Source organism: Paenibacillus sp. Y951 (assembly GCF_056786395.1).
The window spans coordinates 95,188-108,354 of the sequence record NZ_JBXCIY010000016.1; the positions used below are offsets into that span (position 1 = coordinate 95,188).

A 13,167-nucleotide genomic window follows, 5' to 3' on the forward strand; every position below is an offset into this window, starting at 1 on the left:
TCAAACCTATAACTGCTAAAGAGAGCACAAGGACATATATGACATTCGCAATAGACATTCTATTGATATTTATGCGAAAACGTTATAAATGTTGTGCTCTCTTTTTCGTAAATGTTGGATATTGGTGCTGACTATGTTAAGCTTCAAATATAGTGTTTATGGTGTAATAGGAAAGGTACGTTTACTATGAAAAGAAAATTTTCTGATCGTGCAAACTGGCGTAGAATTGTACGTAAAAGTTATTCATGTCTGTCACTCGATAATAAAGAGTTTCATGGATTACTTACCTTTTATCGGATACATGAGCTTCGAGATCCTTTATATAAAGAATATGGTGAACATCGTTTATGTCTAGCTGATGAAGGTTATTTGTGGATGCAACATTTTCCTAAAGGAGAGCATTTCGTCATTACGACAATGTTCGACAAGCAGGGGAAGGTAGTCCAATGGTACATCGATGTCTGTAAAACACAAGGATTAACGGAACAGCAGGTTCCTTGGTTTGATGATCTGTATCTTGATGTCGTCGTCTTGCCCAGTGGTGAAGTGTTTCTAATGGATGAGGATGAATTAGAGGAAGCGTTCAAGAGCGGGGATATTTCGTATAAGGACGTGGCAATGGCGAAAAAAACTGCGAATAGATTATTGTCAATGATTCGCAATGGGAAGTTTCGTTATTTTACACTTAGTATGAAGCATAAGCGTATCTATGACCAAGCGCGGGAATTGAGTGAATCGTGATATGAAAAAGAGACGTGAAAAAATAGGCTTTTTTCGTAAATGTTTTCGATTATTTATATTAGCTGTTTCCATAGTGTTCATCTGGTGCATATATTGCTACGGCTTACTGCTCTATGGTCAACAAGATACTCCGCTCCAGCAGGCAGACACCGGCATCGTCTTAGGTGCAGCGCTTTGGAATAATGTTCCTAGTCCAGCACTGCGAGAACGATTGGACGGGGCGTTGGCATTGTATGAAGAAGGAACGATCAACTATTTGATACTTAGTGGCGGGAAAGCATCGAACACTTCATTATTATCTGAAGCAGAAGGGATGCGCGACTATCTCGTAGCGGCAGGTGTTCCTACTGAGAAACTATTATTGGAGAAACAATCTACTGATACATATGAAAATCTATTATTTAGCTATGAGATTGCCAAGGCAAATGAACTGCAATCGTTCGTAATCATTACGCATAATTATCATGGTGAGCGTGCAGCAGATATTGCATCCTTTCTACATATGGAAAATGTTCAGGTCAACGGTGTGAAAACAAAGGTGCTTAATGAATCATATCATTATACAAGAGAAGTGTTAGCTTATACAAAATGGCAATTGAATAAACTGCTTTCACTGTTGAATATCTACATTTGAGTAAAATTCATGAATCTTCTAATATGTAAGAAATAGCTAGAATACACTGATACTACGTATAGCTTGCACAGCTTTTGATGAAAGAAAGGTGATGCTAGTAATGAGTAGTAAAGTTATTTCAGGTGAGCCTTACGTAAACACTCGTTCATCACGTCAAATTAATGTGGTGCTACGAAATCATGAGCCGCTACAAATGATAAGCGATACACATTTAATAGAAGAAAAGCATGAAGTCGAAGAAAAAATGCAACAAGCACCTAATATTTATGCTGAATTTGAAGAACAATTAAATCAAATGATTGGCATGGATCAAGTGAAGCAAATCGTATATGAAATATTTGCCTTGTTACAAATAACGAAAATGCGCCAAGAGGCAGGGTTAAATGGATCAGCTCAAGTGTATCATATGATTTTCAAAGGTAATCCTGGTACAGGAAAGACGACGATTGCTCGAATCGTTGCTAAGCTGTTTCAGAAGATGGGCGTCCTTTCAAAAGGGCATCTTATCGAGGTGGAACGCGCTGATCTCGTAGGTGAATATATTGGGCATACCGCGCAAAAAACGAGAGATTTGGTAAAGAAGGCGATGGGTGGAGTACTGTTCATCGACGAAGCATATAGTCTTGCACGAGGCGGGGAAAAGGATTTCGGTAAGGAAGCGATCGATACGCTTGTGAAGCATATGGAGGATTCGAAAAATCAATTCATCCTTATTCTTGCAGGCTATCCCTATGAAATTGAACAATTTCTCATGACGAATCCTGGACTACCATCTAGATTTCCGATCATTATTGACTTTCCAGACTATACGGTAGATCAGCTTATGCAAATTGGTGAGCAAATGATTAAAGAAAGAGATTATTCACTTTCACAGCATGCGTTATTCAAACTTCGTCAACTCGTTATGCAAGCGAAGCAAAGCGAAGAGTTTTCATTCAGTAATGCTCGCTATGTCCGCAATTTGCTGGAAAAGGCGATCAGGCAGCATGCGGTTCGCTTAATGGGACAATATCCAAGGCATGCCCCTTCGAGAAATGAATTAATAAGTATTCGTTCTGAAGATATTAAGTTATAATAATGAAGGCACTTCTGCATATTAATTGCGGAAGTGCCTACTTGAAGGTAAGGGAGAAACTTTTGATGAAACAACAACGTAGTGACACATGGAAACAGCTTGAAGTATTAGTAGAACAAACTGAAGTAGAAATTAGAGATGCTTTTCTTGATATAGAGCGTATAAGTGAAAAGAATCAATGGAAAGTTATAGAAGCATTTCAGAAATATAAAGTGAGTGATTTTCATTTTGCAGGCTCGACTGGCTATGGCTATAACGATCGAGGACGTGAAGTATTAGACCTTGTCTATGCTGAAGTATTTGGTGCAGAGCAGGCGTTGGTTCGTCCACATTTTGCGTCAGGTACACATACCATTAGCTGTGCTTTGTTTGGAGTATTGCGTCCTGGTGATGAATTACTGTATATAACGGGCACACCATACGATACATTGCATAAAGTTATCGGAAAAGCTCAGGATGGCTCAGGCTCTCTAGCTGATTGGGGAATATCATACAAAGCGGTTGAACTATTAGCAGATGGACAAGTTGATTGGGCAAAGGTTGAAGGAAGTATTACATCTAATACGAAGGTTATCGGTATTCAGCGCTCGCGCGGATACGACTGGAGAGCTTCTTTCAATATTGCACAAATTCAAGAGATGGTTACACGCATTCGTGAAATTGCGCCGCATGTCATTATTTTTGTAGATAACTGCTACGGTGAGTTTACCGAGCTACTAGAACCAACTGAAGTTGGTGTTGATCTGATGGCAGGATCATTAATTAAAAACCCAGGCGGTGGTATTGCTGAAACTGGTGGCTATATTGCAGGTAAGCAGCAATATGTAGAAGCGGCTTCGTATCGCTTAACAGCACCTGGTATTGGTGGTGAGGTTGGGGCAACGCTAGGGACGCTGCGTGGGATGTATCAAGGATTATTTCTAGCTTCACATCTCGTATCCCAAGCCATTAAAGGGAGTGTATTAGCCTCCGCAATATTTGAAAAGCTTGGCTTTGAGACAAAGCCCACATGGCAGGAAAAACGAACGGATCTTATTCAAGCGATACGCTTTGGACAAGCTGATCATTTAATTGCATTTGTGCAAGGTATTCAGCAAGCAGCAGCAGTCGATTCATATGTTACACCAGAGCCTTGGGACATGCCTGGATATGAGCATGCTGTTATTATGGCGGCGGGCACATTTATCCAAGGAGGAAGTCTAGAATTGTCTGCGGATGCCCCAATCCGTGAACCATATATTGCTTATATGCAAGGCGGGTTAACGTATGCTCATGTCAAATATGGACTGCTTACTTCTTTGTCGAAAATGACCGATAAGGGCTTGATTGTAACGAAACCTTACACAGGTTGACATATTTATACTAGCTAGTTACAATGATGGTAAAGTGGCTACAGGAAGGATGGTGCGATATGGCTGACGATATTCGTAGAAATATGGCCTTGTTCCCAATAGGTATTGTAATGAAACTTACCGATCTAACGGCGAGACAAATTCGTTATTATGAACAGCATGAGCTAATTGTTCCTGCAAGGACTGGCGGTAATCAACGCTTATTCTCATTTAATGATGTAGAAAGACTACTTGAAATAAAATCGCTTATTGAAAAAGGTGTTAACATCGCTGGTATTAAGCAAGTGATGAATCCTGTTTCTAAGGAATCCGAGGAAGCAACGATCGTAAGTGAGCAATCTGAGGTTAAGCGTCGTGAAATGTCAGATACTCAGCTTCATCGTATGCTTAAGCAGCAATTGATAGAAAAAAGACCAGGTCAAACATCGATCATTCAAGGTCAGCTATCGAGATTTTTGCATAAACGCTAGTGCTTTTCATTGGTGAGAGCTATATCAAGGAAGCTATGAAAAGTATGGTTTATGCTTTCGAAGTGACTTTTCATTGGTGGAAAGTTATATCAGGAAGCTATGAAAAGTATGGTTTATGCTTTCGAAGTGACTTTTCATTGGTGGAAAGTTATATCAGGAAGCTATGAAAAGTTTGGTTTATGCTTTCGAAGTGACTTTTCATTTGTGAGAGCTATATCAAGGAAGCTATGAAAAGTATGGTTTATGCTTTCGAAGTGACTTTTCATTGGTGAGAGCTATATCAAGGAAGCTATGAAAAGTTTAAGGAGATGATTTTATGGGTTACACGAAAGAGGACATTAGACGAATTACGGAAGAACAAAATGTACGATTCATTCGCTTGCAGTTTACAGATTTGCTTGGTGCAGTGAAAAACGTGGAAATCCCTGTAAGTCAACTTGAAAAAGCACTAGATAATAAAATGATGTTCGATGGATCTTCGATCGAAGGTTATGTACGTATAGAAGAATCAGATATGTATTTATATCCTGATCTAGACACTTGGGTTGTATTCCCTTGGGTAACTGAGGTTCGTATTGCCCGTTTAATTTGTGATATTTATATGCCTGACGGAACACCTTTTGCTGGTGATCCACGTCATATTTTGAAACGAGTGTTAAAAGAAGCTGAAGAAATGGGCTTTACCAATATGAATGTTGGTCCAGAACCAGAATTCTTCTTATTCAAAACGGATGAAAAAGGCAATCCAACAACAGAATTGAATGATCATGGTGGTTACTTTGATCTAGCACCTATGGATATGGGTGAGAACTGTCGTCGTGATATCGTGCTTACGTTAGAAGAAATGGGCTTTGAAATTGAAGCATCTCATCATGAGGTTGCTCCAGGTCAGCATGAAATCGACTTTAAGTATGCCGATGCAATTCGCGCTGCTGATCAAATTCAAACATTCAAACTCGTTGTAAAAACAATTGCTCGTGTACATGGTTTACATGCATCCTTTATGCCTAAACCATTGTATGGTGCAAATGGGTCCGGAATGCACTGTCATGTATCTTTATTCGAAGGAAATGAAAATAGATTCTATGATGAAAGTGATCCACTTGGATTGAGTAAAGATGCTCGCCACTTTATGGCAGGTATTATGACTCATGCTCGTGCAATGGCTGCGATAATGAATCCTACGGTTAATTCTTATAAGCGACTTGTGCCTGGTTATGAAGCACCATGTTATGTCGCTTGGTCTGCAAGTAATCGTTCTCCAATGATTCGGATTCCAGCATCACGCGGTATTTCGACTCGTGTAGAAGTGCGTAATCCAGATCCAGCCGCTAATCCATATTTGACACTTGCCGTTGTATTGAAAGCAGGTCTAGATGGTATTCGTAATAAGACGACTTTAGTTCCTCCGACAGATCGTAATATTTATATTATGTCTGAAGAAGAACGTCTGGATGAAAAGATCTTCAGCCTGCCTAACGATCTTCGTGAAGCATTGAATGAGCTACTTCGTAGTGATGTTATCTGCGACGCACTGGGCGACCATGCGTTAGCACACTTCTATGAACTGAAAGAGATCGAATGGGATATGTATAGGACCCAAGTTCACCAATGGGAATTGGATCAGTATTTGACTCATTATTAATAAGGGGAACCCTTGATGCTACTGATATGCTCCCATCATCGTAGTAGTAGTAGTAGTAAAAAGAATTCTACTACTACTACTACGATGATGGGAGTTTTTCTAATGTCTAAAAGAAGTTCAACCTCTGTTGAAACAAAATTACATGTCGTGCAGCGATGCTTAGAGCACAAATCAAATCCAACATATGAAGCAAAACAGATAGGCGTTAACCCACACACGGTTAATGATTGGATAAGAAAATATAAAGCAGATGGATTAGATGGATTAAAAGAATCGAATACATGGAAAACATACTCAACGGAATTGAGGCTAGCTGCTGTTCATGATGTATTATCTGGTCATTGTTCTGTAGAAGAGGCAACAAAGAAGTATCGCATTTCAAGTAGAACTGTTTTGAGGAATTGGATTTCCAAGTATAATAGTGAGATAGAATTGAAACCTACTCGTAAAGGAAGAGGGCTATCTCGTATGAATAAAGGACGTAAAACAACATTTGAAGAACGGATTGAAATTGCACAATATACCATCGCTAATGGGTTGGATTATCAGAAGGCGATTGTAAAGTACGGGGTATCTTATCAGCAAGTCTATGCATGGGTTCGAAAATACCAAGCAGGCAGCGAGAATGCGCTCAAGGACAATCGCGGTCGTAATAAGCCATTAGAAGAACTAGATGAGCACGAACGCCTTAAGCTACGGATCAAGGAATTAGAAGCTCGGAACGAATACCTGGAGATGGAGAATGCCTTCGAAAAAAAGTTGGCAGAGATCAAGCGACGAGATACACGCTAACCCTTGTTCGACAAGTAACCTTGTATCAAGCGATTCAAGAACTGAACAACGAAAAAGGGTACGCCATTACGAAGTTGTGTGCGTTAGCAGAGGTTGCTCGATCTGCCTATTACAAGTGGTTACATTGGACTCCATCTGCTAGAGAACGTGAAAATCTTGCACTAGCCAAAGAAGTAAAGCTTCGTTATAACAAGCGAAAAGGGATACTTGGTTATCGCCAAATGCGTACTCAGTTAAACCGAAAACTCAAGAAGAAGTATAACAAAAAACGCTATTACCGAATCATGCGTGCGCTTGGACTCAAAGCAGTCATTCGCAGGAAACGACCAAGCTATGTGAAGACCTCTGAGATCCATGTCGCTGAAAATATCATGAACCGTAACTTTGATGCCCATTCTCCTAATTCAAAGTGGTGTACAGATGTGACAGAACTGAAGTATGGGATTGGTCGCAAAGCCTATTGAGCGCCATTATCGATGCATACGATAATTCCATTGTCTCATGGAAATTGAGCCATTCTAACAACAATAAACTCGTGATGGATACGCTCAAGAAGGCTTATGAGAAGAATCCTGGTGTCACTCCACTCCTCCAAAGCGACAGAGGCTTCCAGTATACGTCTCATGAGTATAATCGATTCCAAGTAAAATACGAATTTATAAAAGCATGTCTCGCGTGAGCCGATGTTTGGACAACCAGCCTATTGAGCGCTTTTGGGGTACTTACAAATCAGAAAGTTATTATCTTACAAAGTTTAACACCTATGAAGACGTCCTCAAAGACGTTAGCAACTATATTCGCTATTACAACAACTACCGCTATTCAGAATGTTTGGATGACTTGTCACTTAACGAATACCGACGAGCTGCATCATGAAAAAAACCTCAGCTCTATTAAAACGAGCCAAGGTTTCTAATCTAACTATTTTTGTTTTTTACACTGTCCACTTGACAGGGAGCACTTCACTCATTCACGAGTGGCTTTATATGTCTTATATAGATCAGTCATGATAGATATGTGATTGCTTAATTAGTTAGAGCTAAGGGGAATTTCCTTAGCAACGAATAATCCACTCATGCTTATGGTATGAGTGGATTATTATTATTGTTATTATCGAAGGATATCCAAATTGTTTATATATTCTGTATAACTAGTGGTATCAAGTTTCTCTCCAAAAATTCCAACGTCTCTTTGAGACATGTTTTTCGATAAATACTCCATTGAATCAATAAGGTTTTTATGAATAAGTTGAAGTGATTCTACATGTTGATATTTCTTGGAAATATTATTAGATTCATTAATCAATTCTTCAATTTCCTTTACAACATTATAGTGTTCAAGTCTAAGACCTGGTTCATATTTTAGATTGTAATCTTTATACTTTTCAAGTATTGGTGTGTATTTTTCAAGAATTGGTTCGACGTCTAAGATATATTCATTTTTGTTTTCGTCTAGCAGTTGTTCTGCATATTTATGCTTAGCTTGCTCTAGGAGTATTCTTGCATCTTCATCAGTTGGCTTTTCAATCATCGCATATTCAAAATTCGCAATAGATTCTTCATAATTCCCCTCTATTAATAAATCTTTTCCCTTCCTCATATATTTATCAAATGGTTCGACTGTAGTACATGATGTTAAAATTAATATTGAAACAAAAAGAAATACGATCCTCAATTTTAAACCCCCATTTTGTTCAATAATTACATAACTTTATTATATCTGTTGCTTATTCGTCTTGTATAGATCAGTCATGATCTATATGTTATTACTTCAATAATTTAGGTAAGGGAAATTTATCTGAGCGAAAGACATGATGAAAGCCACTCTACCTGGACGGGTTGAGTGGCTTCTTTGCGTTCTTGTCAATTACTATCTATTTCCTTACACTGGAGTCGAAGTAGGAGAGAGCAACTATGATCCTTGTCGAATAAGATCGAAACATCTAATTTGAATTGGTAAAAAAGTACTATATATTTATAGTAATAATATGTATAAAATAAAAAGTGTAATATGCTCCAAATATTACTATAGGAGGCAAGATTAGTATTTTTTTTAATAACTTAAATTGAGGAGGAAGCTATTTATGGTAAGCATTAAACGAAAAAACATTATTTCATTATTTATTTCAGTGTTATTGATTTTTTCTCTATTAAATGCTAGTGTATTTGCACAAAATAGTAGCCATCAAAACTCTCAGAATCAGCAAGTTTCATACAACAACGAAATTAGCCAAATTCTTGAAATTGTTGTACTCGATTCAACTACAGGTGAATTACTCAATACCAAAATCTTGTTAAAGTCTCCTGATATTTGGGATACCACAGTTCTAGAAAACCTTGATGATAAATATATATTGATTACAAATGAAATTCGTAATTTAAATCCTGGTGAAACATTGCCTTTAATTGTAGTTGGACAAGATGGTATGATAAGGCCTTATGCAGTAGAGACGATTTTTGATGTTGGTAATTTTGTTATGTCGTTAGCTGAGTTTGCAGTATCACCAAACTTTTGGACAGGCTTTAATGTAGTTGCAGATGGTCTATCTGTAGTTTTACCAGGGGTTCCCTCTGTCACTGGTATAAAAAGAATGATAAATGCAAGTGAAAAACTTAAGGATTCTTTGCAAGTTGGGGTCAAAAGTTACGGGACATTAAAAAATGATACCATCCCTACAGGTTGGCAACGACACCATTTGTTTGAAAAAAGATTTAAAGCAAGATTGGGTAGCGATGTTACAGATAACAATATGTTAGCTATAGCATTGCCAAGCGATTATCATCTATTGTTCACTAATAAAATGCGTACGAAAATTCCTTATGGTTCTAACTACAATGACTACACAAAATCCAGTATTATAAATAGCCACATTGACTCATATAAAGAAATATGGGAAGATACCGATGATGAGTTCTGGGAGTTTATGTATGAGTTCTCCAAAAGCCGTCAATATAAAATTGCGGACTGATTACAATAAGACGAGGGATTCCCTCGTCTTTATTATATAGAGGAGATGAAACATGAAGGTTACAGTAATAATAAGTTTTTTGGTTGATGCAGTTTTTAGCAAAGAGATTGATGATTATTTTTGCTCTTACGGTATTTATATAGAAACGCCAAGTAAAGGTAAATCAGCCGAACTTAGTTATAAAGTTCCTATTATTCAAAACAACCAAGTTGAACTAACTTTTCTTATTGATAGTATAAGTATTGGTTTGAAAAAAAAGTTTAACATTCAACATATTGGTGAATTTTTTTGTTATGAATGTAATGATTTAGAATATGAAGAATCGCCTTATTTCCTAGTGAAATCAACTGGGAATTCAGCTAAATCAAACATAGAGGATAGTGGCAATGAATTTAATAAAAGCATATTTTGCCCTAATTGTGAATTGCAAATTAAAAAATTGAGAGAACAACTTTCTATTAACACCGCAATATTAAACAAAAAGTTAATGGTCAATGTTGGAGGGCAGTTTTGGGTTGTCTCTGAACGTATGGCAGAATTAATGGATGAATGGAAACTAACAGGATACACATTGAAGGAAGTTATTCATAAGGGTAAATCTAGTGAAGCAATCCCAGCGTATCAAATGGTTCCTACGACAATACTGCCACAATGGAGTGACAAAATGAAACATTACTATTTTGTTAATGAGGAGGAAGAACATTGTGTGGAGTGTAATGTAAAAGGTAGAATTGACTATCCTTATCATTATGATAGAAAACAAATCGAAGCAGTAAATGTTGATCTCGCACTAAGTAAAGAGTATGTTTGTAACGGTTCAATTGTTTATCAATCATTACTAATTAGTAAAAATTTTAGAGAGTTATTACTCAAACATAAATTAAGTCGAGATGTACGAAGTGTATTTTCCGAAAAGTACGGTTCTAACGATTGGTTGTTACAACCGGTTATAATTGTGGACAAATAACTTCTTACATTTAATAGTGCTAAATTTAGTTGAAAATGATGACAAGAATAAATATATAAAACATACAAAGCCACTCATTCACGAGTGGCTTTATATGTCTTATATAGATCAGTCATGATAGATATGTGATTGCTTAATAAGTATGAGGTAAGGAAAATTTTCCTTAGCTCGCACAACAAAATACCCCTCTTCCTTTTATGGTGTTTTTCTTTTAAATAATCGAATTATGGAACAATTGTCAGGTTACTACCATGTGTCGCAGTAGTTGTTGTGAAATATTCAGCAACAAAAATAGTTTGATAATACCTTTCGTATGAATATCTTATTTTTACATTTGCACCCTGAGTTACATTTAAGTTGTATGTAACATTTCCCGCATAAGTATAAGCGCTTTTTGTACCAATCCCAGTATTTTGTTGATAAACTGGCAGGGCACCACTAGATGTATCAGCATCTGTTACTTCAGGACTAAATCCAAAAGTTTTAGATAGTTTCCAACTAGTAATCTGAGTACTATGGGGACCTGTATCCCCAGACATTTTTCTGTATGTTAATTTAGTAGAACTTAGCGGTATAATGAAATTGAGCGTTTGAAAACCCAATGGTACCCCGAAGTAAAAAGGTATACTGATATTAGCAGAGGTACTATTATGAACAGGTGAAGCGACTTCCAAAGCATATAATAGACTAGAAGCGCTAACTATTTCGGTAGTTATTTCACTTGCCTGTACATCTATAACCTTAAAAGGGGAAGCTGTTATGGATTGTAAATATTTAGTAGCATTAGAAGTGTATGAGTTCGCTTTAGCATAGTGTGTAGTTATACTTTGATTTCTTAATTCCTTAGTGGAGTAGAAACTTATGGCTGATAAATTACCATATGAGGAGGTCGCATAATTAGTCCCTTGATAAACCACTCTAGCATCAACTGTAGAAAGAGGTTGTACATTTTCTTGAGGAATTAGCAATTCTGATGAGTTGTCATTAACTTTAGATTCTTCTATATTTGCCTGCGACTGTTTTTGTTTTCTATAGATTAGCATTGCATCTTGAATAACCTCGCTGTCTTTATCACCAAAGTAATAAAAAGAAGGTGTGCGATCGCCCCCTCCACTACCAATCGTTACTGAAAACAAAGAATCATTTGTATCGGGTGAATAATGCAGTCCAACATCGATAACATTTTTATCTTGATCTTCAAAACTTTCGGAACTCCCTAAGTATCCATGCAAGCCGCCTAAATATACTAACTTCTTATCAGTTGTCATAATTCCTAGAAGATCTCCAGTTAAAGAAGTTGTATATTCATTACCTTCAATATTAAAAGTTAACACTGCATTGACGTTAAGAGTACCATCTTTATTTACTCGATTATTCTTAAAATCAAAATTTAATGACGTTGCTGAGTTAGTTCTATCAAGATCTAAGGCTACTTGATTTTTTTTGTTTTTATCCGTTACTCTTAAGGATTGAATTGGTTTTTCAGTAAAAAGTTCAATCTGAGGTGCTGAAATATTGAGATTTTTGGAAATTGTATCTTCATACCCCTTAACAGTTTCTGAAGCTGCGACACTTGATGAAAACGCTGCCAATAAACTTATTACTAGAAACAAGGTTAACATTTTTTTCTTACTAGATCACTCTCCTAATTTGATTAAGTTCAAATTTAATGTTACATATTAATAGTTAAATGTAAAATTTTAATAATTGAGGTGGATTATATGAAAAAGTTAATATTCCTATTTTTATTGATTACGTTACTTACTTCATGTTCTACAAAAGAAAAAGATATTAAAGAACAATCAATCGAGCATTATAAATATAACGGTATACAACTTTATCAAAATAACGAGAGTTTTATTCAAACGCAGTTTTTAAGGAGCATTAATGATGTTAATGATTTTCTAACGGCATTTAATGGAATCAAAAAACTTCCATCTGACAAAACATTTGAATTAAAAGATTGGGATTATATAATTGAACTAGGAGAAGATATAACACCTGTTAATAATGCTACAGAGCCATATTTTAAGCACGATACTTCAAAATTAATTATTCTTATTCAAGACAATTTTATTCAAATGGGTTCATCTTTATATTCTTCAAATGAGAATCTAGTAGAAATAATGAATAACTTGTACTCTGAATACGTTACTATAAACAAATTATATGGATATGATCCTATAGAATGGAAAAAGTATTGATTAAGGAGATATTTGTTTTGCAGTTATTATAGTAATTAAGCATCTACGTAGTTTGATATCGGAAATATCCTTTTAAAGTATGGGAAATATCATAAATATTACTTAGGAATAAACCGACATCTAAGAATGTTGGGTGGAAAATCTTTATATTAATATTTCCGAACTTATAGAACAAAAAAAGAAGCTGCTTATTCTAAACTGTACCCTATAGAGTAGACACTTTGAAAAAAGTCTACCCTGTAGGGTACTTTTGTTTATAATAAGAAAAAACAGGTCGGAGCGAACTAATATGACAAAGCGATTATTTACTAAAAAAGAA

Annotated in this window: 15 protein-coding genes; 13 read left to right on the top strand and 2 right to left on the bottom strand. The window is 36.3% G+C overall.

Annotated features, from left to right (window positions below):
* Positions 1-186 precede the first annotated feature (186 nt).
* From AC1TPB_RS19470 to AC1TPB_RS19515, 10 genes are all read left to right on the top strand, one after another.
* A complete protein-coding gene (locus AC1TPB_RS19470) occupies positions 187-741 on the top strand; it encodes a ribonuclease FAU-1 family protein (protein WP_482064070.1) in 555 nt (184 codons plus the stop codon).
* Position 742: 1 nt separating this feature from the next.
* Positions 743-1,375 (top strand): YdcF family protein, encoded by a 633-nt coding sequence (locus AC1TPB_RS19475; RefSeq protein ID WP_482078053.1) that lies wholly within the window; start codon positions 743-745, stop codon positions 1,373-1,375.
* A gap of 100 nt (positions 1,376-1,475) precedes the next feature.
* Positions 1,476-2,450 (top strand): AAA family ATPase, encoded by a 975-nt coding sequence (locus AC1TPB_RS19480; RefSeq protein ID WP_482078054.1) that lies wholly within the window; start codon positions 1,476-1,478, stop codon positions 2,448-2,450.
* Between the two features lie 65 nt (positions 2,451-2,515).
* A complete protein-coding gene (locus tag AC1TPB_RS19485; RefSeq protein ID WP_482078055.1) occupies positions 2,516-3,802 on the top strand; it encodes a methionine gamma-lyase family protein in 1,287 nt (428 codons plus the stop codon).
* A 59-nt stretch (positions 3,803-3,861) separates the two neighbouring features.
* A complete protein-coding gene (locus tag AC1TPB_RS19490; protein WP_482064074.1) occupies positions 3,862-4,272 on the top strand; it encodes a MerR family transcriptional regulator in 411 nt (136 codons plus the stop codon).
* 316 nt (positions 4,273-4,588) lie between these two features.
* A complete protein-coding gene (glnA, locus tag AC1TPB_RS19495) occupies positions 4,589-5,917 on the top strand; it encodes a type I glutamate--ammonia ligase (RefSeq protein ID WP_482078056.1) in 1,329 nt (442 codons plus the stop codon).
* Between the two features lie 102 nt (positions 5,918-6,019).
* Positions 6,020-6,709: a transposase gene (locus AC1TPB_RS19500; protein WP_482078057.1), complete on the top strand. Its 690-nt coding sequence runs from the start codon at positions 6,020-6,022 to the stop codon at positions 6,707-6,709.
* A gap of 20 nt (positions 6,710-6,729) precedes the next feature.
* A complete protein-coding gene (locus AC1TPB_RS19505; protein WP_482078058.1) occupies positions 6,730-7,173 on the top strand; it encodes an IS3 family transposase in 444 nt (147 codons plus the stop codon).
* Complete coding sequence (locus AC1TPB_RS19510; protein WP_482078059.1) at positions 7,122-7,388, top strand: DDE-type integrase/transposase/recombinase; 267 nt, start codon at positions 7,122-7,124, stop codon at positions 7,386-7,388. The genes AC1TPB_RS19505 and AC1TPB_RS19510 overlap by 52 nt, the downstream gene beginning before the upstream one ends.
* On the top strand, positions 7,376-7,585 hold the full coding sequence (locus tag AC1TPB_RS19515; protein WP_482078060.1) for an IS3 family transposase: 210 nt from the start codon (positions 7,376-7,378) through the stop codon (positions 7,583-7,585). Before AC1TPB_RS19510 ends, AC1TPB_RS19515 begins: the two co-directional genes overlap by 13 nt.
* A gap of 234 nt (positions 7,586-7,819) precedes the next feature.
* On the opposite strand, the gene AC1TPB_RS19520 is transcribed toward AC1TPB_RS19515, so the two are convergent.
* Positions 7,820-8,383: a hypothetical protein gene (locus AC1TPB_RS19520; RefSeq protein WP_482078061.1), complete on the bottom strand. Its 564-nt coding sequence runs from the start codon at positions 8,381-8,383 to the stop codon at positions 7,820-7,822.
* Positions 8,384-8,792: 409 nt separating this feature from the next.
* Between AC1TPB_RS19520 and AC1TPB_RS19525 the strand changes: the two genes are divergently transcribed.
* Both AC1TPB_RS19525 and AC1TPB_RS19530 read left to right on the top strand, forming a co-directional pair.
* Positions 8,793-9,677: a hypothetical protein gene (locus AC1TPB_RS19525; RefSeq protein ID WP_482078062.1), complete on the top strand. Its 885-nt coding sequence runs from the start codon at positions 8,793-8,795 to the stop codon at positions 9,675-9,677.
* Positions 9,678-9,729: 52 nt separating this feature from the next.
* A complete protein-coding gene (locus tag AC1TPB_RS19530; RefSeq protein ID WP_482078063.1) occupies positions 9,730-10,644 on the top strand; it encodes a hypothetical protein in 915 nt (304 codons plus the stop codon).
* Positions 10,645-10,868: 224 nt separating this feature from the next.
* Here AC1TPB_RS19530 and AC1TPB_RS19535 read toward each other — a convergent pair whose 3' ends face one another.
* Positions 10,869-12,266 (bottom strand): hypothetical protein, encoded by a 1,398-nt coding sequence (locus AC1TPB_RS19535; RefSeq protein ID WP_482078064.1) that lies wholly within the window; start codon positions 12,264-12,266, stop codon positions 10,869-10,871.
* A gap of 99 nt (positions 12,267-12,365) precedes the next feature.
* On the opposite strand from AC1TPB_RS19535, the gene AC1TPB_RS19540 reads away from it, so the two are divergent.
* Positions 12,366-12,848 carry a lipoprotein gene (locus AC1TPB_RS19540; RefSeq protein WP_482078065.1) on the top strand — a complete coding sequence of 161 codons (483 nt, stop codon included), beginning with the start codon at positions 12,366-12,368 and terminating at the stop codon, positions 12,846-12,848.
* Positions 12,849-13,167 lie beyond the last annotated feature (319 nt).